At 64.1% G+C, this 20,111-nt stretch carries 24 protein-coding genes; 14 read left to right on the top strand and 10 right to left on the bottom strand.

What is annotated here, in order from left to right:
- Window positions 1–9: 9 nt before the first annotated feature.
- The 3 genes from EN869_RS30845 to EN869_RS30835 form a co-directional block, all read right to left on the bottom strand.
- Window positions 10–1,251 (bottom strand): D-amino acid dehydrogenase, encoded by a 1,242-nt coding sequence (locus EN869_RS30845; RefSeq protein ID WP_127230412.1) that lies wholly within the window; start codon window positions 1,249–1,251, stop codon window positions 10–12.
- A 273-nt stretch (window positions 1,252–1,524) separates the two neighbouring features.
- A complete protein-coding gene (locus EN869_RS30840; protein WP_127230375.1) occupies window positions 1,525–2,706 on the bottom strand; it encodes a PLP-dependent aspartate aminotransferase family protein in 1,182 nt (393 codons plus the stop codon).
- Complete coding sequence (locus EN869_RS30835) at window positions 2,703–4,139, bottom strand: pyridoxal-phosphate dependent enzyme (protein WP_127230374.1); 1,437 nt, start codon at window positions 4,137–4,139, stop codon at window positions 2,703–2,705. Before EN869_RS30835 ends, EN869_RS30840 begins: the two co-directional genes overlap by 4 nt.
- Before the next feature lie 419 nt (window positions 4,140–4,558).
- On the opposite strand from EN869_RS30835, the gene EN869_RS30830 reads away from it, so the two are divergent.
- On the top strand, window positions 4,559–4,888 hold the full coding sequence (locus tag EN869_RS30830; RefSeq protein WP_127230373.1) for a hypothetical protein: 330 nt from the start codon (window positions 4,559–4,561) through the stop codon (window positions 4,886–4,888).
- Window positions 4,885–5,532 (top strand): cysteine hydrolase, encoded by a 648-nt coding sequence (locus tag EN869_RS30825; RefSeq protein WP_127230372.1) that lies wholly within the window; start codon window positions 4,885–4,887, stop codon window positions 5,530–5,532. Before EN869_RS30830 ends, EN869_RS30825 begins: the two co-directional genes overlap by 4 nt.
- A 61-nt stretch (window positions 5,533–5,593) precedes the next feature.
- On the opposite strand, the gene EN869_RS30820 is transcribed toward EN869_RS30825, so the two are convergent.
- Entirely contained in the window at window positions 5,594–5,947 is a 354-nt protein-coding gene (locus EN869_RS30820) for a helix-turn-helix domain-containing protein (RefSeq protein ID WP_127230371.1), read from the bottom strand.
- A 110-nt stretch (window positions 5,948–6,057) separates the two neighbouring features.
- On the opposite strand from EN869_RS30820, the gene EN869_RS30815 reads away from it, so the two are divergent.
- Window positions 6,058–6,828 (top strand): type 1 glutamine amidotransferase domain-containing protein, encoded by a 771-nt coding sequence (locus tag EN869_RS30815; RefSeq protein ID WP_127230370.1) that lies wholly within the window; start codon window positions 6,058–6,060, stop codon window positions 6,826–6,828.
- A gap of 3 nt (window positions 6,829–6,831) precedes the next feature.
- Here EN869_RS30815 and EN869_RS30810 read toward each other — a convergent pair whose 3' ends face one another.
- Entirely contained in the window at window positions 6,832–8,172 is a 1,341-nt protein-coding gene (locus EN869_RS30810; protein WP_127230369.1) for an FAD/NAD(P)-binding protein, read from the bottom strand.
- Window positions 8,173–8,830: 658 nt separating this feature from the next.
- On the opposite strand from EN869_RS30810, the gene tauA reads away from it, so the two are divergent.
- From tauA to EN869_RS30790, 4 genes are all read left to right on the top strand, one after another.
- A complete protein-coding gene (gene tauA / locus EN869_RS30805) occupies window positions 8,831–9,847 on the top strand; it encodes a taurine ABC transporter substrate-binding protein (protein WP_127230368.1) in 1,017 nt (338 codons plus the stop codon).
- A gap of 155 nt (window positions 9,848–10,002) precedes the next feature.
- Window positions 10,003–10,776, top strand: coding sequence for a taurine ABC transporter ATP-binding protein (locus EN869_RS30800; protein WP_127230367.1), 774 nt, complete (start codon window positions 10,003–10,005; stop codon window positions 10,774–10,776).
- Window positions 10,773–11,633, top strand: coding sequence for an ABC transporter permease subunit (locus EN869_RS30795; RefSeq protein WP_127230366.1), 861 nt, complete (start codon window positions 10,773–10,775; stop codon window positions 11,631–11,633). Before EN869_RS30800 ends, EN869_RS30795 begins: the two co-directional genes overlap by 4 nt.
- Before the next feature lie 22 nt (window positions 11,634–11,655).
- Window positions 11,656–11,901 carry a hypothetical protein gene (locus tag EN869_RS30790; protein WP_245489652.1) on the top strand — a complete coding sequence of 82 codons (246 nt, stop codon included), beginning with the start codon at window positions 11,656–11,658 and terminating at the stop codon, window positions 11,899–11,901.
- A 223-nt stretch (window positions 11,902–12,124) separates the two neighbouring features.
- Here the strand turns inward: EN869_RS30790 and EN869_RS30785 are convergent, their stop codons facing one another.
- Window positions 12,125–12,310 carry a hypothetical protein gene (locus EN869_RS30785; protein ID WP_127230365.1) on the bottom strand — a complete coding sequence of 62 codons (186 nt, stop codon included), beginning with the start codon at window positions 12,308–12,310 and terminating at the stop codon, window positions 12,125–12,127.
- Between the two features lie 101 nt (window positions 12,311–12,411).
- Here EN869_RS30785 and EN869_RS34655 point away from each other — a divergent pair, with 101 nt between their 5' ends.
- From EN869_RS34655 to EN869_RS30765, 5 genes are all read left to right on the top strand, one after another.
- A complete protein-coding gene (locus tag EN869_RS34655) occupies window positions 12,412–12,582 on the top strand; it encodes a hypothetical protein (RefSeq protein ID WP_167507123.1) in 171 nt (56 codons plus the stop codon).
- Between the two features lie 37 nt (window positions 12,583–12,619).
- Complete coding sequence (locus EN869_RS30780) at window positions 12,620–12,973, top strand: septal ring lytic transglycosylase RlpA family protein (protein WP_127230364.1); 354 nt, start codon at window positions 12,620–12,622, stop codon at window positions 12,971–12,973.
- Window positions 12,974–13,262: 289 nt separating this feature from the next.
- Window positions 13,263–14,540 (top strand): polyhydroxyalkanoate depolymerase, encoded by a 1,278-nt coding sequence (locus EN869_RS30775; RefSeq protein ID WP_127230363.1) that lies wholly within the window; start codon window positions 13,263–13,265, stop codon window positions 14,538–14,540.
- Between the two features lie 269 nt (window positions 14,541–14,809).
- Window positions 14,810–15,427, top strand: coding sequence for a transglutaminase-like cysteine peptidase (locus tag EN869_RS30770; protein ID WP_127230362.1), 618 nt, complete (start codon window positions 14,810–14,812; stop codon window positions 15,425–15,427).
- Between the two features lie 113 nt (window positions 15,428–15,540).
- Window positions 15,541–15,783, top strand: coding sequence for a hypothetical protein (locus EN869_RS30765; RefSeq protein WP_127230361.1), 243 nt, complete (start codon window positions 15,541–15,543; stop codon window positions 15,781–15,783).
- Between the two features lie 90 nt (window positions 15,784–15,873).
- Here the strand turns inward: EN869_RS30765 and EN869_RS30760 are convergent, their stop codons facing one another.
- The 4 genes from EN869_RS30760 to EN869_RS30745 are packed head-to-tail and all read right to left on the bottom strand — an operon-like array spanning window position 15,874 to window position 18,637.
- On the bottom strand, window positions 15,874–16,239 hold the full coding sequence (locus EN869_RS30760; protein WP_127230360.1) for a helix-turn-helix transcriptional regulator: 366 nt from the start codon (window positions 16,237–16,239) through the stop codon (window positions 15,874–15,876).
- A 40-nt stretch (window positions 16,240–16,279) separates the two neighbouring features.
- Window positions 16,280–16,804: a Smr/MutS family protein gene (locus tag EN869_RS30755; RefSeq protein WP_127230359.1), complete on the bottom strand. Its 525-nt coding sequence runs from the start codon at window positions 16,802–16,804 to the stop codon at window positions 16,280–16,282.
- Window positions 16,801–17,907 (bottom strand): murein transglycosylase A, encoded by a 1,107-nt coding sequence (locus EN869_RS30750; RefSeq protein ID WP_127230358.1) that lies wholly within the window; start codon window positions 17,905–17,907, stop codon window positions 16,801–16,803. The genes EN869_RS30755 and EN869_RS30750 overlap by 4 nt, the downstream gene beginning before the upstream one ends.
- Window positions 17,908–17,929: 22 nt before the next feature.
- Window positions 17,930–18,637 carry a Tim44/TimA family putative adaptor protein gene (locus tag EN869_RS30745; protein ID WP_127230357.1) on the bottom strand — a complete coding sequence of 236 codons (708 nt, stop codon included), beginning with the start codon at window positions 18,635–18,637 and terminating at the stop codon, window positions 17,930–17,932.
- A 202-nt stretch (window positions 18,638–18,839) separates the two neighbouring features.
- On the opposite strand from EN869_RS30745, the gene EN869_RS30740 reads away from it, so the two are divergent.
- Entirely contained in the window at window positions 18,840–19,334 is a 495-nt protein-coding gene (locus EN869_RS30740) for an FxsA family protein (RefSeq protein WP_127230356.1), read from the top strand.
- A gap of 198 nt (window positions 19,335–19,532) precedes the next feature.
- The gene (gene secB, locus EN869_RS30735; RefSeq protein ID WP_127230355.1) at window positions 19,533–20,033 is read left to right on the top strand and encodes a protein-export chaperone SecB; all 501 of its coding nucleotides are present in this window, start codon (window positions 19,533–19,535) and stop codon (window positions 20,031–20,033) included.
- The last annotated feature ends 78 nt before the right edge of the window (window positions 20,034–20,111 follow it).

Here is a 20,111-nt window from a genome sequence, read left to right as displayed (position 1 = left end):
ATCCTGCTCTCAGTTCAGAAGTCCATCCATTGAAATCGCCGGCTTGCGGCCGGCGATCAGGTCGGCGGTAATGCGGGCCGAGCCGTGCGACATGGTCCAGCCGATATGGCCGTGCCCGGTGTTGAGGTAGAGATTGCGCAGCCGCCGCTGGCCGAATTCAGGCAGGTTGTTCGGCGTCATGGGTCGCAGGCCCGCCCACATCTCGGCGCGGTCGTAATCGGCGCCTTCGGGATAAAGCTCCTCGGTCACGCCCTTCATGAAGGCGAAATCGGCCGGCTTGTGGCTGGTGTCGTAGCCTGCGAATTCCGCCGTGGCGGTGACGCGCAGCCGGTCGCCAAAGCGCGACACGGCGACCAGATTGTGCTCGTCGATCGCGGCGATGGTCGGCGGCGCCGGCCGGTTGCCGATCGGAATGGTTAGCGAATAGCCCTTGATCGGATAGATCGGCAGGCTGATGCCGACCGTCTTCGCGATCAGCGGGCTGTAGGAGCCGAGCGCCAGCACATAGGCGTCGCCCTTAACTGCCCCCTTGTCCGTCATCACCTGCGCGACGCCGTCGCCGGACGTCTCGATGCCGGTGATGGTGGTGCCGGTCCGGATCTCGCCGCCGCGCCCGATGACCTTGGCGGCCAGCGCCCGGGTGAACTTCGCCGGGTCGCCGGTCTCGTCGGTCGGGCAATGGATGCCGCCCGCGATCTTGTCCTTGGCCGAGGCCAGCGACGGATCGAGCGCGACGATGGCGTCGCGGTCGAGCACCTTGATCAGCTGGCCGTCGGATTCCAGCAGCCGCATATGCTCGACGCCTTTGTCGAGCGCCTGCTGGCTGCGGTAGAAATAGAGGATGCCGCGATCGTTGCGGTCGTATTCTATTGCCTCATCGGCAACCACCTCTTGCAGCACCGATTGCGAATAGACGGCGAGCCGATGCTTGAGCAGCGTGTTCCGCCGGGCCTTCTCGGCCGTGCATTCCATCAGGAACAGCCACGACCAGCTGTAGAGTCGGGGATCGGCCGACAGCCTGAAGCGCAGCGCCTGGTCCTTCAGCACCAGCGATTTCAACAGGATCATCGGCGCCCGGGGCGAGGACCAGACGAAGGAATGCCCCGGCGCAATCATGCCGGCATTGCCCCAGCTGGTCTCGGCGGCAACTTGAGGCTGCCGCTCGAGGACGACGACCTCGTGCCCGTCCTTCCGCAGCTGGTAGGCCGTGGTGACGCCGACCACGCCGCCACCCAACACGATCACGCGCATGACGCCTCCGGAGATCGCAAGCTGGCTCACTGTAAGGTGTAAGCTGCAGTGTGCAATGGCACACATGCAGAGATGTCGGCGGGACAGCACCCGCTCTGCCCTGCCGGGCATCTCCCCCGCAAGGGGGGAGATTAGCAGGTCCGCTGGCGGCGCCCTTCCTGCAACGTCGATGATTGGCGAAAGCGGTCGCGACATCCGATCTCCCCCCTTGCGGGGGAGATGGCCGGCAGGCCAGAGGGGGTGTGACGGAACTCGACGCCTGCCCCAAAAGCCTCACCCCGCCAGCGCCTGCTCCAGATCCGCAATCAGATCATCGCCGTCCTCTATCCCGCAGGACAGCCGCACCAAGGAATCGGTGATGCCGATCGCGCCGCGCTTCTCGGCCGGGATCGAGCCATGCGTCATCAGCGCCGGATGCTCGATCAGGCTTTCAACGCCGCCGAGGCTTTCGGCCAGCGTGAAAAGCTGGGTGCGTTCGAGGAAGCGCTTTGTCCCCGCAAGGTCGCGGTCGAGGTCGACCGAGATCATGCCGCCGAAGGCGTGCATCTGCTGGACGGCGATGGCATGCTGCGGGTGGCTGGCGAGGCCGGGATAGATGACGCGGCGGACATCTTTTCGCGTTTCCAGCCATTGCGCTATTTTCAAGCCGTTGGCCGAGTGACGCTCCATCCTGAGCGCCAGGGTCTTGATGCCGCGCAGGGCGAGAAAACTGTCGAACGGGCCGGAGATGCCGCCGATGGCGTTCTGCAGGAATTTCAATTGCGCGGTGAGGTCCTTGTTGTCGCCGACCACCGCCACGCCGCCGACCATGTCGGAATGGCCGTTGAGATATTTCGTCGTCGAATGCACGACGATATCGATGCCGAGCTCCAGCGGACGCTGGATATAGGGGCTGCAAAAAGTATTGTCGGCAACGGTAAGCAGACCCTTACGCTTTGCAAGCGCCGCAAGACCTTCGAGATCGACGATGCGCAGCAGCGGGTTGGTCGGCGTCTCGACCCAGAGCAGTTTCGTTTCCGGCCGGATCGCTGCCTCGACCTCCGCAAGGTCTGTGAAATCGGCGAAGCTCACCTGCAAGCCGGCCGAGCGCTTGCGCACCCGCTCCATCAGGCGGAACGAGCCGCCATAGATATCGTCGGTGGCGACGATATGGGCGCCGGCATCGAGCAGCTCGAGCACCGTCGAGATCGCGGCCAGGCCGGAGGCGAAGGCGAAGGCGGCCGAGCCGCTTTCGAGGTCGGCCACGGCGCGCTCGAAGGCGAAGCGCGTCGGGTTCTGGCTGCGGGCGTATTCAAAACCCTTGTGCACGCCGGGCGACTGCTGGCCATAGGTGGAGGTGGCGTAGATCGGCACCATCACCGCGCCGGTCAGCGGATCGTGGCTCTGGCCGCCATGGATGGTGCGGGTGGAAAAGGCCAGGCGGTTCTTGCCCAATTCGGGTCTTGGCGAAGTCATTTTGCGCGGCGCCTCAGATGGTTGATCAGGTCGATACGGGTTATCAGGCCGATGAATTCTTCGCCATCGAAGACGATGGCGACCTCGTTGCGGTCGAAGACCGGCAGCAGCGCATCCAGCGTCTGATTGGCCTGCAGCGTGTGCAGGTTCGAGGTCATGGCCGTGCGCACCGGCGCGTTGAAACGGTCCCAGCGGCCGTCATAGGGCCCGTCGACCTTGGCCAGGATGTCGCTCTCGTCGACGATGCCGATCAGCTTGCCGCCGTCCAGCACCGGCAGTTGCGAGACATCGGAACGGCGCATGCGGCCATAGGCATTGAGCAGGCTCTCGTCCGGGCCAACGGTGACGATGTCGCCGGTGCGCGGCGATCGCATGACGAGATCGCGCAGGTCGCCATGCTGTTCCTGGTCGGCGAGGCCCTGCTCGGCCAGCCAGATATCGTCGAACACTTTCGACAGATATTTGTTTCCGCTGTCGCAGACGAAGGTGACGACGCGTTTCGGCACCGTCTGCTCGCGGCAGTAGCGAAGCGCCGCCGACAACAGCGTGCCGGAGGACGAGCCGGCCAGGATGCCTTCACGCGACAACAGATCGCGCACCGCCAGCATGCTCTGCTTGTCGGGGATGGAATAGGCCTTCTTGACCAGCGAGAGATCGGCGTTGGGCGGCACGAAATCCTCGCCGATGCCTTCGACGGTCCAGCTGCCGGCCTCTTCCATCTTGCCGGTCTTGATCAGCGGCGCCAGCACCGAGCCGACCGGATCGGCCAGCACCATCTCGGTCTTCGGCGAATGTTTCGCGAAAAAGCGGCCGAGCCCAGTCAGCGTGCCGCCGGAGCCGACGCCGACCACCACCGCGTCGACGTGACCTTCGAGCTGCGAGAAGATTTCCGGCCCGGTCGTCGTCTCATGCGCCAGCGGGTTGGCCGGGTTGGCGAACTGGTTGGCGTAGAAGGCGCCGGGCAATTCTGCGGCGATCTTCTCGGCCATGTCCTGGTAATATTCGGGATGGCCCTTGCCGACATCGGAGCGGGTCATGCGCACTTCAGCACCGAGCGCGCGCAGATGCTGGATCTTCTCGCGCGACATCTTGTCGGGCACGACCAGGATGATGCGATAGCCCTTGGGAATGCCGACCTGAGCGAGGCCGAGGCCGGTGTTGCCGGCGGTGGCCTCGACGATGGTGCCGCCACGCTTCAGCCGGCCATCCTTCTCCGCCGCCGCGATCATCGACAGCGCGATGCGGTCCTTGATCGAGCCGCCGGGATTCTGGCTTTCGAGCTTGATGAACAGCCGGCATTTGCCGGTGTCGAATTTGGTCAGCTCGACGATCGGCGTCTGGCCGATCAGGTCGAGCACCGAGGCGTAAGGCGGGCGCAGTCTCGACAGATTGATGTCCGCGCCGCCGGGCGCCGGTTGTCTCTGCTCGCTCATCTGAGATGCTCCATGGAAGCAGACGCGGTTGTTGGCAATCTCGCGCATCGAGCCGCCGGAAGCCATTCCGGTTTCGCGGATCGCGCGATCCGTCTTTTCCAGCCCTTTGCCTTCGGAAAGAAGATAGATCGTGCCAATCCGGCGGCGAGTCGGGGAATGGAATTTCGCGAAGGGTCGCTGCACAGCGTCTCAATATTGAAGCCCGGCGCGAGGCCCCCCTCTCTGTCCTGCCGGACATCTCCCCCTCAAGGGGGGAGATCAGATGTCATCACCGCTTTCGCCAATCGCCAACGTTGCAGGAGAAGCGCCGGCGATCAAACCGCTCATCTCAACGAACCATCTCGTTCGTTGCCGCTGCCTTTTCCACCATGATAGCCAAACGTTGCGCGGGGCGAACAAGCAATCTCAAGGAGCGGCCGATGAAGATCCTTGCCTATGACAATTTCAAGTCCGGCGTCACGCTCGACGATCTCAGACCCTATCTGCGCGACGAGGTTTCCAATGTCTGGCGGCTGTGGAAGGCGGGCATCGTGCGCGAGAATTATGCGCGCGCCGATATCGGCGGCGTCATCATCGTCTTCGAGCTCGACAGCGTCGAGGAGGCGATGAGCTACACCGACGATTTCCCGCTTTCCAAGGCCGGGCTGCTGGAGTGGCACTTCATTGCCTTCGACGCGCCGCTGCCGCTCGAATTCCTGTTCGACCCGACGGTCGACATCGCCAAACCCTGGGATCGGACGGCGGCATGATCCGGTCGAGCGACGGCATCGAAATCCCCGCCACCTTGAAGGAATGGTGCGACCCGCGCCACATGGCGCTTATCGTCTACGACATGCAGGTCGGCATCTGCCGCCAGGTCGAGGGCGCGGCGGCGATCGTCGAGCGCACCGGCACGGCGCTGGAAGCGGCGCGGTCGGCCGGCATGCGGGTGGCCTTCACGCGCCATCTCTCGCTGCCGAAAAAATGGATGGGTACTACCCAACTACGCACCGCCATGGCCTGGCAGCGCCGCAACGATCCGGATGCGGTGCAGCCCTGGTTCCCGCGCGACGCCGAAGCAACGCGGATCGTCCCTGAACTCGCACCGCGCGCGGACGAGGCGGTGTTCGACAAGCTGACCATGTCGGCCTTCGATTCGACATCGCTTGGCTTCGCGCTGCGCGATTGCGGCGTGCGCGCAGTGGCGTTCGCCGGCATCGCCATGGAGATCGGCATCGAGCCGACCGCGCGCCAGGCGACCGACAACGGCTTTGTGGCCGTCGTTATCGAGGACGCCTGCGGCTTCGGCAACAAGGAAGCGCGTGATCGGTCGATGGCGACGCTTCGCTTCCTTGGCGAAGCAGTGGTCATCGATGTCGCCGGCTTCTGTGGCGCGCTTGCCGATGCCGGCTAATACTCTTTGTTTTTACACAATTCCGGACGGAAAACGGCTTAACACTTTTCCTGGAATTGCTTTAGGCAGCCGCCTCGATGTCGGTGCGGAAGCGCACGCCTTCGGTGCGGCCATGGATGCTGCCCCAGTCGTAAAGCGCCTGGAGCGCTGTGGCCAGATCGCGGCCGCGCTCGGTCACGGCATAGCGATCCTTGCCGTCGGGCGAGTTTTCGAGCGTGACGAAGCCGATCTCGACGAGATCGGCGAGGCGCTGCGTCAGCATCTTGTCGGAGAGCGAAGGGATCTGCCGGCGCAGCTCGGAATAGCGCAGCGGCTTTTGCTTGATGCGCGCCAGGATGACCGTCTTCCACTTGCCGCCCAAAGCGTCGAGCGCGAACTCGACCGGGCAGCCATAAAGTCTACCGCGTTGTGTCATGCGCCGATCCTAGGCAAGGGGCAGGCGCGGCGAAAGCGGAAATTGCCCCGCCATGTGGCGAGGCGACGGGCGACGGCGCCCGGCATAGACTTCACCAAGGAGGAGCGATCATGAGTGTGCGGGACCCGAATCCAGTCGACCGGCGCGAGCCGAAGCGCGTCGCGATCGTCATCGCCAATCCGGCCATCTCGACGACGACAGGGTGGCCGGTCGGCTTCTGGTGGAGCGAGCTTACCCATCCCTGGTTCGCCTTCACCGAGCGCGGCTACGAGGTGGAAATCTTTTCGCCCGAGGGCGGCAAATGCGAGGCCGACGCGCTGAGCGATCCGCGCGATCCGTCAGGCTATTCGGAGGCCGACCTCATATCGCTCGGCTTCATCTCGAGCCCGAAACTCAAGGTGCTTGTCGACGAGACGCGGCCGGTGGCCGAGATCGACATCGATCGCTTCGACGCCATCGTCGTCGCCGGCGGCCAATCGCCGATGTTCACCTACGAAGGCGCGACCGGTCTTCAGCAGGTGTTCGCCGCTTTTCACGAGGCGGGCAAGGTGGCCGCCGCGCTATGCCACGGCACCGCCATTCTGCGCTATGCCAAGCGCGCCGACGGAACGCTGCTTGCGGCCGGCAAGACGGTGACCGGCTTTGCCAACGTCGAGGAGGATTTCGCCGACAACGCCAGCTGGGCAATGGGCGCGCTCGAGCGCGGCAAGCACCTGATGCCGTGGCGGATCGAGGACGAGCTGAAGGCGGTCGGCGCCAACTATATCCAGGCCGGACTATGGCGCGGCTTTGCCGTGCGCGACGGCAACCTGATCACCGGGCAGCAGAATTTTTCCGGCGCCGAGACCGCGCGCGTGGTGTGCGAAGCGCTTGGCGGCTGAGCTTTAGCCGAGTAATTGCTTGCTCAGCTTGGCGCATTGCACGCGGATGTCGGGAATGGCGTCGATCTCGAAAAAGGTGCCGCGCGTCAGCGGTCCAACGGCGAGAAGCTTCGACGACACCGTGCCGTCGGCCGCGATCAGCTCGCATTTGGCGGTGACATCGAGGCCGAGGCGCAGCGGATCGGGCCGGGCCAGGCTACGCTCGATCAGCGAGCGCACGACGCCGTTCGACGTCCTCGAAATGTCGCGGGCAATGCCCATGCAATCATAGAGGCGGGCGACGTCGAGGGTCTCGACTTCCTGCGTGCCGCGCGGCTGGATCTTTACCACGAGGCCGTCGTTCGGCTCGACACTCACGACCCGGCCGGCGACGAGCCGCAGGCGGCCTGACCCGACCGCCTCGTTGACCCGCGCATAGACTTCCGGCGCCATGCGGTGGCGGTGGATGTCCCACCAGGCCTTGGTGTGCTCAACGAAGCGGCGTTTTGCCGAGGACGGCCAGTTCTGCCAGATCGTCTGGTTGAAGGGCCTCAAGCCGTCGACGACGTCGCGCCAGTCGCCGCCGGCCTTCTGGATCTCGCGAATCAGATTGCGGAACCAGCCGACGAAATAGGAAAGCTCGGTGCCGAGCGGAATGTCGGCGACATCGAGCTTGATCGGGTTGCCCTTGCGGTGCGGCGACGGCAGCAGGCCGCGCCGCGACACCGCGACGATTGGGCCGCGATGGCCACGCTGTTCCAGCGACAGGAAGGCATCGACCATGCTCAAGCCTGTGCCAAGCAAGAGGACACCGGCTTGCGGATCGAGCGCGGTGTCGGCCTCCGACCCCATGCGGATGGCATGACCCTGGAAGGCGCCGGGCTGCTCGTCATGGCCGGTGGCAAGCACGGCCAGATGGCCAACGACGCTGGTGCCGTTGGCGAGCACCACCTCGACACCAGCCGGCGTCGGCGAGATCGACAGGCTCTCCTCGGCAATCAGGCGCAACCGGCCGGTCTCCCGCTCACGTTCGACGAGATCGTCGAGCAGCTCCTTCAGGTAGCGCGCATAGAGGCTGCGCGGCGCATAGAATGGCCCCTGGTCGGGTTTGGCGAAGCCGCGCTCCAGCACCCAGCGTGCGAAATGGGTGGGGTCGTCGGCATAGGCGCTCATCCCGGAGGCTTTGACGTTGAGCACATGCGCCGACAGCAGAGTGGAATAGGCCATGCCCTGCCCGAAATGCGGACGCTTCTCGATCAGCGTGACGCGCAGATCGGGGTTTGATGACATCAGCAGATGCGCGGCCAACACGACGCCGCTGGCGCCGCCGCCGACAATGATGATGGAGTTGCCGCGTCCAACCATGGTTGCGAGCCGGAATTTCTGTCGAGCGATCAGTGCGCGGCGGTCGCCGCGGGCGGCCTCGGCCGCGGGCCACGAACGATCGCCGGAACGGTTTTTAGAAGGTTGCGCATCGTTCCCTCACTCCCAATGTTGATAAGATTACTATACTAAGCGAGCCAGGCACGAAACGGGCTTTTCAATTCGCCCGCGCTTTGAAGCATGAATTTGCCTGGATGAGCCGACTGGAGAATTTTCGTTCGCTGCGCGCATCCACGCGGTCGTCATTCTAGGGCGGAGCGACGCAAAGCGTCGCGCAGACTCTAGAATCCATTCCGTGACCTTGGCCGAGGGATGCGGCGGAGCAGAATTCTGCACGGTAGCAACGCCTTAGCGTAACGGAATGGATTCCAGGGTCTGCGCGCGTCGCTTCGCTCCTTGCTCCGCCCTGGAATGACGACGGACGGGGACGGCTTCGCCAGCCGGCAAGCGGCCGAGGCGCTGCGGGCGTCCGCCAGCCGGCGCCTATCCGCAACCATTCCTTTGCGCCCGTCCTGCCGTTACCCGGCGACACTTTTCCAACAAAGCCCGCTTGCTTGGAAGGATTTAACTCTACAAACCCGATAGAATTAACGGACGATAGAAAGGCAATCCGGTTTTCAGGGATTTATGGAGCCTTTCAATGTCAATCCTTTCACGACGCATTCTGCTGCTTTCGTCGGCCGCCGCTCTTGCTGGCGCAGCCCTGCTCGGCCCGGCCAGCGCCGAGGATCTCAAGATTACCATCGGCTACCAGACGGCGGTCGAGCCCTCGAAAGTGCCGCAGGCCGACGGCGCCTATGACAAGGCGACGAAGGCCACGATCGACTGGCGCAAATTCGATTCCGGCGCCGACGTCATCGCGGCGATCGCTTCCGGCTCGGTCGATATCGGCTATGTCGGCTCGAGCCCGCTGGCCGCGGCCGCCAGCCGCCAATTGCCGATCGAGACCATTTTCGTCGTCGGCCTGATCGGCCCGTCGGAAGCGCTGGTCGCCCGCAACGGCGCCGGCATCGAGAAGGTCGCCGACCTCGCAGGCAAGAAGGTCGCGGTGCCGTTCGTCTCGACCACGCATTACAGCCTGCTGGCGGCGCTGAAGCATGAAGGTGTCGATCCGAAGTCGGTCCAGATCCTCAATCTGAGGCCGCCGGAGATCGCCGCCGCCTTCGCGCGCGGCGACATCGACGCGGCCTATGTCTGGGATCCGGCGCTGGGCCAGGTCAAGACAACCGGCAAGGTGGTGCTGGATTCCTCGCAGGTGGCCGCCTGGGGCGCGCCGACCTTCGACGCCTGGATCGTGCGCACCGATTTTGCCGAAAAGCACCCCGAGGCCGTGCGCGACTTCGTCAAGGTGACCGGCGAAGCCTATGCCCGGTTCCTCGCCAAGCCGGAGGCCTGGTCGGTGTCGTCGCCGGAAGCCGGCAAGATAGCCAAGCTGACAGGCGCCAAGGTGGAAGAGGTGCCGGAGTTGCTGAAGGGCTATGTCTTCCCGCCGCTTGAAGAGCAGGCCTCGGACAAGTTCCTCGGCGGCGCGACCGTCAAGGCCGTCGCGGCAACATCCGCCTTCCTCAGGGAGCAGGGCAAAGTCGACGCCGTGCTGCCCGACTATTCGAAATATGTGACGGCGAAATATGCCAGCGAGGCGCTCGCCTCGAACTGAGCATTCTCCATGCAATTCCCGGAAGGATGACCGCCTTTCCGGGGATTGTTCGGCAGCGCGGCCTCCTTCCCTGGCCTTGCGCTTGCCTATCCCGAAGCCGCTTACGAGGCGCGGCTTCGGGGCAGGCACCTAATCCAACAGAGGCCAAAACGCCGATGTCGCATCTCATCCTCGACAAAGTCAGCGTTCTTTATGACGGCCAGAAAGCGCCCGCGGTCGAGCGCGTTTCGCTCGACATCTCTAAGGGCGATTTCGTCGTGCTGGTCGGCCGTTCCGGCTGCGGCAAGACCTCGCTGCTCAACGTCGCCGCCGGCCTGGTCGAGCCCTCGGGCGGCCTGGCAACGGTGGACGGCCGGCCGATCACCGGGCCTGGCTCCGATCGCGCCGTGGTCTTCCAAAACGACGCGCTGTTTCCCTGGCTGACGGCGCGGGAAAATGTCGCCTTCGCGCTTCGGCTGCGTGGCGTGTCCGCTGACAAAAGGGCGCGGCGCGCCGACGAGCTGCTGTCGCTGGTCAAACTCGGCGATGCCGGCGACAAGCGCATCTGGGAGCTTTCCGGCGGCATGCGCCAGCGCGTCGGCCTTGCCCGCGCCTTGGCCGCCGAACCCGAATTCCTGCTGCTCGACGAGCCGCTCGGCGCGCTCGATGCGCTGACGCGCGAGCGCATGCAGACGACACTGCTCGATCTTTGGGCAGCGGCCCAGGTCGGCGTGCTGATGGTGACGCATGGCATTGAGGAAGCGCTGGTGCTCGCCACCCGCATCGTCGTGCTGGCGCCCGGTCCCGGCCATGTGGTGCGGACTTTCGAGACCCATTTCGGCCGGCGCTACGCCGCCGGCGAGCCCATCCGCACTATTAAGGCCGATCCGGCCTTCGCCGCGGCCCGCGCGGATCTGACCGACGCGATCTTCGAAGGAGAGGCGGTATGAGCGTCAGCGCCTACAGCGAAAGACCCACCGCGAAGGCCGGGGAGAATGACGGATTTTCCGTGCCGTGGTCGCGGCCGCGGCCGAAACGGACATTTGTCTCGGCCAGGCTGGTCAGCGCGATCACCATCCTTCTCCTGCTGATCGCCTGGACGGCGTCGGCCTCGCTGCAGCTGGTGTCGCCGGTCTTCCTTCCCTCGCCCGCCGCTGTCTGGGCGAAGTTCGTGATCGTTGCCCGCGACGGCTTCGTCGATGCGACGCTGCTCCAGCACCTGCTTGCCTCGCTCTGGCGCGTGTTCGCGGCGCTGATCGCCGCGATCCTCGTCGGCGTTCCGGTCGGCCTGGCCATCGGCATCAGCCGGATCGGGCGCGGCGTGTTCGACCCGCTGCTCGAGTTCCTGCGGCCGATCCCGCCGCTCGCCTATCTGCCGCTGATCATCATCTGGTTCGGCATCGGCGAGCCGTCGAAAATCCTGGTCATCGCCATCGCCATGCTGGCGCCGGTGGCGCTGTCGACCGCTGCCGGCGTGCGCGGCGTTTCGCGCGAGCGCGTCGACGCGGCGCGTTCGCTGGGCGCCACCCGCGCCCAGGTCATCCGCCACGTGATCCTGCCAAGCGCCTTGCCTTCGATCCTCACCGGCCTGCGCATCGCGCTCGGCGCCGGCTGGTCGACCCTGGTCGCGGCCGAGCTGGTCGCCGCGACGCGAGGGCTCGGTTTCATGATCCAGTCGGCGGCGCAGTTCCTGGTCACCGACGTGGTGGTCATGGGTATCCTGGTGATCGCGATCATCGCGTTCGTGCTCGAATTCATCATCCGCCGGATCGAGCGCGTGCTGGTGCCCTGGGCGGGGCGGGAATGAACGGAGCGAAGGAGAAGGACTTGTGACCCATTCCACCGCCGTGCTGTTCGCCCATGTCGGCACGTGGCTGCTGCGCCTGCCGGCGGCCGACAAGCGTCTGGAGGACGGCCGACCCGAGGGCGAAGCGAAATCGCCGACGCCGGTCTTTTCGCAGGCGAGCGCGACCGCCTGCCGCCGCGTGACGAAAGTTTTTACTCGGCCTGGCAGTACTGGTCGCAGTGACCGATCCGACAACCCGCCGGCATCTGGCGTTTCCGTGAAACGGTGAAACGCTCCAGAGCAACTTGAGCGGTCAGGCTCGGCGACTTCGCCGTAGCCTTCCGTCCGGAAATTGCGCCAAAACCAAGAGATAGGGTGTTCGCCGTTTCCATGAAACGGTGAACCGCTCTAATGCATGTCGCCCAAAAGTGCGCAGCGGTTTTGGGACAACGACATGCATAAAAGCAACAACCTAAAGCGCGTCGCATGAGGCTGTTCAGACGCGACGCGCTTTAGACGCGCGAACGGTTCGCCCAACGGAGCCCGACGACGCCGACCAGCATGGTGACGAGCCCGATATAGAGCCATTGCCTCTGGCCGGTCATGAAGCTGCCCTGGACAAGGCCGAGGCCCTGCAGCGACCAAAGCGCGCCCAGCCCAAGCACAATCAGCGCCAGCACAAACCTGATCAATCGCATCGGCAAGACCCTCTCCGAAAGTCGATCCTGAACAGCGTTAGGGACACAACAAAAGACGCGGAGGAAGCGGAGCAGTTCCGTTCCTCTCTACTTGAATCTCGATGACCGATCTTGCCCGGAACAACCCGGATACCGGCCCGATATTCATCGAGAATACGCCAGTCCGGCTCCAGAAATATCATGACAAACTGTTTCGTGACGACTCCAAACGTGTGCCGTTGCCATGGAACCGCCAGATCAATGCCGCATTTCCCGCCTCATTCGGCACCTAACGGCGGGGTCTATTTCTAACGGAGCCCTCCCCAAAGCATGAAGAAAACCAACCAGACCGCGCTTGTCGCGGTAACGATCGCGGCTGGCCTGATGGCAGGCGCCTCCTCCGCCGCCGCGCAGTGCGGCCGCGCTTCCTGGTATGCGCTGCATTCCAGAACCGCCTCGGGCGAACGCATGAACCCCTCGGCTTTGACTGCCGCCCATCGCACGCTGCCTTTCGGCACCAAGCTGCGGGTCACCAACAAGAACAACGGCCGTAGCGTCGTCGTGCGCATCAACGATCGCGGTCCGTTCGTGAAGGGCCGCGTGCTCGACCTCTCGCGCGGCGCCGCCGGAGAGCTGGGCTTCATCGGTTCGGGCCAGACCGCCGTCTGCATGGCGCGCGTCTGAGGTCTCGCTTGGACCATGATCTTTTCCGAAAACCGGAATCCAGTTTTCGGGATCATGGTCTGGTGTCCGGCATGAGGGGCCGGACACATTTCGTTCACACTTCGGCAGCGCATATTGAGCCGGCTCGCCCGCTCAAGCCCGATTTTCAACAGGTTGAACGAAAGACGCATTCGTCAGACAAAATGACGTATTGCATCGCAACAATATCTTGTTAACCTCGCCAGGAGACATTCAAGGCTCGGCGCTGTTCGTCGTCGCTTTTTGTGGTCGGACGGCAGCGAGGTTCTCGATGTTCTATCAGCTTTACGAATTGAACCATGCGGCGCTGCAGCCAGCGCGCCTTTACGCCGATGCCGTCCGGCTGTTCTATTCGAACCCGCTCAATCCGATTTCCCACACGCCGATCGGCCGCTCGGTCGCGGCGGGCGCCGAGCTCTTCGAGCGCACCACACGCCGCTACGGCAAGCCGCAGTTCGGCTTGGACAAGGCCGTCGTCGACTGGAAGAGCATCGACGTCACGCAAAAGACCGTCTGGTCGAAGCCGTTCTGCAACCTCATTCGTTTCGAGCGCGCGCTGCCGGCCGGCCGCAAGCCCGATCCGAAGCTGTTGATCGTGGCGCCGATGTCGGGCCACTACGCGACGCTGCTGCGCGGCACGGTGGAGGCGATGCTTCCTCATGCCGACGTGCACATCACCGACTGGGTCGACGCCCGCATGGTGCCGGTGGCGCAAGGCAGTTTCGATCTCGACGACTATATCGACTATGTCATCGAGATGTTCCATGCGCTCGGGCCCGACACGCATGTGATGGCGGTATGTCAGCCTTCCGTGCCGGTGCTGGCGGCGGTGGCGCTGATGGAAAAGCGCGGCGATCCCTTCGTGCCCTCCACCATGACGCTGATGGGCGGTCCGATCGACACGCGCCGCAATCCGACGGCGGTCAATCTGCTTGCCGAGGAAAAGGGCATCGCCTGGTTCCGCGACAATGTCATCATGCAGGCGCCCTGGCCGGTGCCGGGTTTCGGCCGCGACGTCTATCCCGGCTTCCTGCAGCTTTCGGGCTTCATGAGCATGAACCTCGACCGCCACATCATCGCCCACAAGGACTTCTTCATGCACCTTGTGAAAAATGACGGCGACAACGCCGAGAAGCATCGCGACTTCTATGACGAATATTTGGCGGTGATGGACCTGACGGCGGAGTTCTACCTGCAGACGGTCGACACGGTGTTCGTGCGCCACGCCTTGCCGAAGGGCGAGATGAAGCATCGCGGCGAGACGGTCGATTGCACGGCGATCCGCAATGTTGCGCTGCTCACCATCGAAGGCGAGAACGACGACATTTCCGGCCTCGGCCAGACCCAGGCCGCGCATGATCTCTGCGTCAACATACCCGCCGACAAGCATGTCCACTACATGCAGCCGGCCGTCGGCCATTACGGCGTCTTCAACGGCTCGCGCTTCCGCTCCGAGATTGTGCCGCGCATCGCCGACTTCATTTCCAGCTATGGCCGCCAGCAGCGGGTGGCGGTGAAGCCGAAGCTGGTCCGCTCCGCCAGGAGTTGAGCGCTGGAGCAATCCCAGGAAAAGTGCGCAGCGGTCAAGCTCGGCGCCTTCGCCGTAACTTTCCGTCCGGAATTGCGCAACCACTCAGAGCCGTGCTGTCGTGCCGCCGCCTCGGCGGTCGCACGTGTTGCACTCGTGCCTGTGTTGCGAAACTGCCGCTACCGGATCGCGCAGGTAACCATGCCGTCAAACTGGCCGTCGTCTGTAATTGACACGGACTGTAAATCGCCTTTAACGTTTCGTTAATAAAGGAGAGGGCGGCGGGGACAATGACTTCCTCAGCGATGACGCGGATTCTGCGTTTGTGTGCAGCCGCAGGGCTGGCGATCTCTGCGCATTGGGCAGTACCCGCCTGGGCGGCCGGCGCGATGGCCACGGGCGGCCTGACCTCGCAGCCGATCGGCCATTATGATTTCTGCAAGGCGCATCCGAGCGAATGCAACATCCGCCCGGTCGATCTCGAACCGGCCAAGATGACGGATGCCCTGTGGCGCAGGCTGGTGAGCGTAAGCGCCAAGGTCAACGCGGTCGTCAAGCCGATGAGCGACCTCGATCACTACGGCAAGGACGAAGTCTGGGCCTATCCGGACGACGGCTTTGGCGACTGCGAGGATTATGTGCTGGAAAAGCGCCGCCAGCTTTATCGCATGGGCATGTCGCTCGCCGATCTCCTGATCACCGTTGTGCGCAAGCCGGACGGCGAAGGCCATTCGGTGCTGACGGTGCGCACCGACAAGGGCGACTACGTGCTCGACAATCTGACCGACAGGGTCAAGGCCTGGGACGCGACCGGCTATCGCTTCCTGAAGCGGCAGGCGATCGACAACACTGGACGCTGGGTGTCGATCCGCGACGGCCAGGCGGTGCTCGTCGGCTCAGTCCAGTAGGCGAGAGCCTCGGCCCGCGCGGCTCCGAAAGTTTTTTGCACGACTCCATGAACCGTTTCCGTTCGGCCGGCGACACACAGCCGTGGACAGAAACCCAACCATGGAGACTTCAAATGACTGCTTTCCTGCGCAATACCCTGCTTGCCGCCGCCGCGGTGTCGGCCCTGACCGGATCGGCCCTGGCGGACGAGACCTACAAAAGCTGCGCCGCGACCAACCTCAATGACCTGTGGAGCGGCCGTTGCTGCAGCGTCGGCTCCGCGAACTGCCTGGGCGGCGGCAATGGCGGCCGTGATCATCAAGGCCGTGAGGGCAAGGGCGGCCGCGGCAGCACCAACGGCGCCGGCAAGTTCTGATCTTCACAACCGCTGGCTGCCTGTGTCGCTTCAGGTGAAGCGAACGCAGGCACCAGCGGAAGCATTGCGATCCCCGCTGGCACGCAAAAGTCAGGGCCGTCCAAGCGCCGCGCGGATCGACGCGCTGAGGCGTTGCAGTTCCGCTTCATCAAGTTTTTCGATGCTTTCGGCCAGAAGATTGGCGAGTTCGGTCGCCGCCGGCGACAGGCCCGACGTGTCGATCCTCACCCTTGGATGCGAGCTCTCCGCGAGGCGGGCGAGATCCTCGGCATCGTCCCAGATGACGTTGAAATAGCCGATGATCTTCTGGATCAGCGTCCAGGTCGGCGCGCCACGGCGGCCGTGCTCGAGCGCCGACAGATAGGCGGCGCTGACGCCGATGGCCTCGGCCATCGCCTTCTGGCTGACGCCGCGTTCGGCGCGCAGTGCCCTGAGCCTTTCGCCGAACGGGGTCATTGACGCGTTCTCGTGGCCGGCTTGCTCATTGCCCGCATCCTCATGGCCGGGTCCGCCGCAGCCGCACATAGAGCGCGCCGGAGCCGCCATGGTTGCGCGCGGCGTGATCGTGGCTGGAAACCAGATGGCGGAAGGCCGGCGTCGACAGCCAGGCCGGCACGGCACGGCGCAGGATGCCGTCGCCGCCGGAGGACGACCCCTTGCCGGTGATGATCAGCACGTAGCGGATGCCGCCGGCATGCGCCCGGTGCAGGAAGGTGAGCAGCAGCGAATAGGCCTCGTCCTGCGTCATGCCGTGCAAATCGACACGGCCTTCGATCGGCAGCCGGCCTTTTTTCAGTTTCTGCAATGTCTGGTCGTCGAGGGCATGCGAAACGTGCGGCATCTTAGGCTTTGCCGCCACCACCGGAACGCCATTGGCGGGAGGACGCGGCGGTTCCGGCTTTGGCTCGACGACGTCGGGGATCTCGACGGCGGCCTTGCCCTTCAGCGGCCGGGCCGAACGCGCCACCAGGTTCCACAGAATGCGGTCGTCGTCGCTGAGATGATCATCGCGACGGCTCACCGGCGCGCTCCACCGAACAGCGCGCGGGGCACCAGCGCATAGAAGTCAGCCGCATTGCGGACCACGCCGGCGATCTCGCCGGCGGCGTCGCCCGAGCCGGCGAAAAGATCGCCGCGCGCGGGTCCGGTGATGGCCGAGCCGGTGTCCTGCGCAATCATCAGCCGCCGGAACGGTTTTTGGTCGAACGCAGTGAGCGTCGGCGCGTCGATATAGAAGGGCGTGCCGAACGTGTGCAGCAGGCGGTCGACCGCGACCGAGCGACCCGGCGTCAGCGGCACCTTGGCGGCGGCGATAGGCCCAAGCGCCGCATCGTCGACCGCGGCTTCGCGGAAGAAAATGTAGGAGCGGTTCTGCCAGAGGATCTCATCGACCCGGTCCGGACGCTCCTTGAACCAGGCGCGGATCGACTGCATCGTCACCTTTTCGAGCGGGATTTGGCCGAGCTCGCTCAAAATTTTGCCGGGGCCGGTGAAGCGTTGGCCCGACTTCGCGGCATAGGTGACGCGCTTCGGCCTGCCGTCGGTCATCTTCAGCCGCGCCGCGCCCTGCACATGGATGAAGAAGGCATCGACCTTTTCGGCCAGCCAGGCGATCTCGAGATTTTTGCCGGTGAGCGCGCCGCGCTCGATCGCGCCGCGGTCGAAATATTCGACGGGACCCTCATCCGTCCGGCGGGCGAAGGCCAGATAGGTGTCCATGCCAGCCGGCCGGTTGTCGTCGTCGATGTCGATCAGGTCGGCGGGGCGGGACAGCAGCGGCACGACGAACCGCTCCGTCCTGACCGGCGAGGCTTCGACTTCCGGTTCGTAAAAACCCGTCACAAGGCCGGCACCGCCATTATCGGGCATGACCAGAGCGGGAACGAAATACCGTTCGAAGAAGGAGCGCGCTTTCGACCGATTCGGTTCCGAAAGGGCGCGCGCCTCGGCATAGGCCTCGGCAAAGGCGTTGAAATCGACGCCGAGCGATCCGGTGCGATAAGGTTTTACGGGTGCATGGAAGGCGGAGCGGCGAAAGGCGGCGAAAGCCGCAAGATGGTCATCCTCGCCCCAGCCAGGCAAGTCGCTGAAAGATGTCTCGCTGAATGTGGGAGAGAGCGGCACGACCAGGCCCCGCCGCTTTATCTCAATCTTCTTCTTCGGTGGCGACGAGCTTCCAGTTCGGGTCGCGCGAACGGGTATCGCGGGCGAAGGTCCAGACATCCTTGACCTCGGCCACGGTTTCCGGGTCGCCGTCGATGACGGCGCCGGCCTTGTCGCGGGTCGCCGAGATCAGCTCGGAGACGACGCGCAGCGTGATGTGGGCTTCGGAGCCCTTCATCTCGGCCGCGACGATGTCGGCCTTGTCGATGCCGACGAAGGACGACTGGATCTTTTCCGACTTCGCCTCGCGTTCGCCGATCGCCGCGACGAAACCGTCATAGACTTCCCGCGACAAAAGGTTCTTCAGCGTTTTGCGGTCGCCGTCGGCGTAGGCCATGACGATCATCTCATAGGCCATCTTGGCGCCGTCGACGAAGGTCTTCGGGTCGAAGGACGCGTCATTGTCCTTGATGGCGCGCAAGCCCTTGTTGAGATCGGTGTCGGGCTTGGCGAAGGCGTCGATGTCGGCATAGGTCTCGGCCGCGGTTTCGCCCGGCATGCGCTTGCGCGGCAGCGACACCACGTTTTCGGGCTTTTGCGCCGCATCGGCCTCGCGCGTGCGGCTCGCCGAATAGGGATCGAAGGGCGGACGCTCGTTTCCGGTGCGACGTCCGAGCACGTTGCGCAGCTGAAAAAAGATCACAACCGCCGCAATCAGGAAGAAAATCGTGCCGAAGTCGAAAAAACCCATATTTTCCGCCAACTCGAACCCTGTTCTTGCCGGACCGGTCTGACCCCGTCGGGGACCGCGGTCGCGTAGCGTTCAACACTCAAAGCATATAGAACGGCAGGCGCAATCATTCAAATCAAAGGCAGCCATACCTATCTAAGGGCGCCAAGGCCAGTGGCGATTGTCCGCCGGGGCGCAAAAGAAGAAAGCGATCGGTCAAGACTTGCGCGTTTCGTTCATCCCGCTGTTCCTGCTCCTGCTGCCGCTGGCGGAGATCGCCGGCTTCGTGGTTGTCGGCCGCGAAATCGGCGCTTTGGCGACGGTCGGGCTGGTGATCCTGTCCAGCGTCGCCGGCAGCCTGCTGCTCAGGCATCAGGGTTTCGGCGTCATGACGCGGGTGCGGGCCGAGATGGATGCCGGACATGATCCCAGCCGGCAACTCGCGCATGGCGCGATGATCGTGCTGGCGGCGATCCTGCTGATCATCCCGGGCTTCATCACCGACATTTTCGCCATCCTTCTGCTGCTGCCGCCAGTGCGCGACTTCGCCTGGCGCCTGCTCAAGAACCGCATCGTCATGGCGACCAGCTTCAGCAGCGGCTTTTCGGCGCGGCGGCGCGACACTGTCATCGACCTCGACGACAGCGACTATTCGCGCGACGATTATCCGAACCGGCCGGATCACAATTCGCCCTGGCGGCGGCTCAAGAACGACTAAAGCGCGTCGCGCTTTAAGATTTTTGTTTTTTGCATGTCGCCTCCCGAAACCGCTGCCCACTTTTGGGCGACATGCATTAGTCCCGGACCTGTCGCCCGAAGGAGGCGGCAAAACTTGTTTTGTCCGGCCGAGCATGGTAGCGAACCCGCGATTTCAATCCGGTCAGCAGTGCTGCCCAGGCAAAAGGACTAAAGGCTCATGGCCAGCAACGATGACGCCACGACCGGCGCCGCCAACGGCAACGGCACCCAGAACCAGCCCTCGCTCAACGTGCTTGCGCAATATGTGAAGGACCTGTCCTTCGAAAGCCCCGGCGCGCCGAACTCGCTGCGCGGCCGCGACAAGGCTCCCGGCATCGCCATCAACGTCAACGTCAATGCCAACCCGCTTTCGGACAAGCAGTTCGACGTCAATCTGACGCTGAACGCCAAGGCCTCCTTCGACCAGGAAGTGCTGTTCAATGTCGAGCTGGTCTATGGAGGCGTCTTCGCCATTTCGGGCTTCCCGCAGGAGCACATGCTGCCGATCCTGTTCATCGAATGCCCGCGGCTGCTGTTCCCGTTCGCCCGCCAGATCATCGCCGACGCCACCCGCAATGGCGGCTTCCCGCCGCTGATGCTCGACCCGATCGATTTCGCGCAGATGTTCCAGCAGCGCATTGCCGAGGACCAGGCTGCAGGCAAGGTGCAGGTGAGCTGAGACCCATCGCTACAGCCATCAAGAGCCCGGCTTCCGCCGGGCTTTTTTTGTTGGAGATGCCGGCGGGACAGCGCCCCC

The sequence above is a fragment of the Mesorhizobium sp. M2D.F.Ca.ET.226.01.1.1 genome, assembly GCF_004022705.2.
Taxonomy (GTDB): Bacteria; Pseudomonadota; Alphaproteobacteria; order Rhizobiales; family Rhizobiaceae; genus Mesorhizobium.
The sequence above is the reverse complement of the archived record's forward strand: the minus strand, read 5'-3'. Positions and strand labels throughout refer to the sequence as shown.

What these genes read in the sequence shown, in the direction of transcription:
- EN869_RS30845 (WP_127230412.1), bottom strand. Translation starts at nt 1,251, where the DNA reads ATGCGCGTGATCGTGTTGGGTGGCGGCGTGGTCGGCGTCACCACGGCC.
- EN869_RS30840 (WP_127230375.1), bottom strand. Translation starts at nt 2,706, where the DNA reads ATGACTTCGCCAAGACCCGAATTGGGCAAGAACCGCCTGGCCTTTTCC.
- EN869_RS30835 (WP_127230374.1), bottom strand. Translation starts at nt 4,139, where the DNA reads ATGAGCGAGCAGAGACAACCGGCGCCCGGCGGCGCGGACATCAATCTG.
- EN869_RS30830 (WP_127230373.1), top strand. Translation starts at nt 4,559, where the DNA reads ATGAAGATCCTTGCCTATGACAATTTCAAGTCCGGCGTCACGCTCGAC.
- EN869_RS30825 (WP_127230372.1), top strand. Translation starts at nt 4,885, where the DNA reads ATGATCCGGTCGAGCGACGGCATCGAAATCCCCGCCACCTTGAAGGAA.
- EN869_RS30820 (WP_127230371.1), bottom strand. Translation starts at nt 5,947, where the DNA reads ATGACACAACGCGGTAGACTTTATGGCTGCCCGGTCGAGTTCGCGCTC.
- EN869_RS30815 (WP_127230370.1), top strand. Translation starts at nt 6,058, where the DNA reads ATGAGTGTGCGGGACCCGAATCCAGTCGACCGGCGCGAGCCGAAGCGC.
- EN869_RS30810 (WP_127230369.1), bottom strand. Translation starts at nt 8,172, where the DNA reads ATGGTTGGACGCGGCAACTCCATCATCATTGTCGGCGGCGGCGCCAGC.
- tauA (WP_127230368.1), top strand. Translation starts at nt 8,831, where the DNA reads ATGTCAATCCTTTCACGACGCATTCTGCTGCTTTCGTCGGCCGCCGCT.
- EN869_RS30800 (WP_127230367.1), top strand. Translation starts at nt 10,003, where the DNA reads ATGTCGCATCTCATCCTCGACAAAGTCAGCGTTCTTTATGACGGCCAG.
- EN869_RS30795 (WP_127230366.1), top strand. Translation starts at nt 10,773, where the DNA reads ATGAGCGTCAGCGCCTACAGCGAAAGACCCACCGCGAAGGCCGGGGAG.
- EN869_RS30785 (WP_127230365.1), bottom strand. Translation starts at nt 12,310, where the DNA reads ATGCGATTGATCAGGTTTGTGCTGGCGCTGATTGTGCTTGGGCTGGGC.
- EN869_RS34655 (WP_167507123.1), top strand. Translation starts at nt 12,412, where the DNA reads ATGACCGATCTTGCCCGGAACAACCCGGATACCGGCCCGATATTCATC.
- EN869_RS30780 (WP_127230364.1), top strand. Translation starts at nt 12,620, where the DNA reads ATGAAGAAAACCAACCAGACCGCGCTTGTCGCGGTAACGATCGCGGCT.
- EN869_RS30775 (WP_127230363.1), top strand. Translation starts at nt 13,263, where the DNA reads ATGTTCTATCAGCTTTACGAATTGAACCATGCGGCGCTGCAGCCAGCG.
- EN869_RS30770 (WP_127230362.1), top strand. Translation starts at nt 14,810, where the DNA reads ATGACTTCCTCAGCGATGACGCGGATTCTGCGTTTGTGTGCAGCCGCA.
- EN869_RS30765 (WP_127230361.1), top strand. Translation starts at nt 15,541, where the DNA reads ATGACTGCTTTCCTGCGCAATACCCTGCTTGCCGCCGCCGCGGTGTCG.
- EN869_RS30760 (WP_127230360.1), bottom strand. Translation starts at nt 16,239, where the DNA reads ATGACCCCGTTCGGCGAAAGGCTCAGGGCACTGCGCGCCGAACGCGGC.
- EN869_RS30745 (WP_127230357.1), bottom strand. Translation starts at nt 18,637, where the DNA reads ATGGGTTTTTTCGACTTCGGCACGATTTTCTTCCTGATTGCGGCGGTT.
- secB (WP_127230355.1), top strand. Translation starts at nt 19,533, where the DNA reads ATGGCCAGCAACGATGACGCCACGACCGGCGCCGCCAACGGCAACGGC.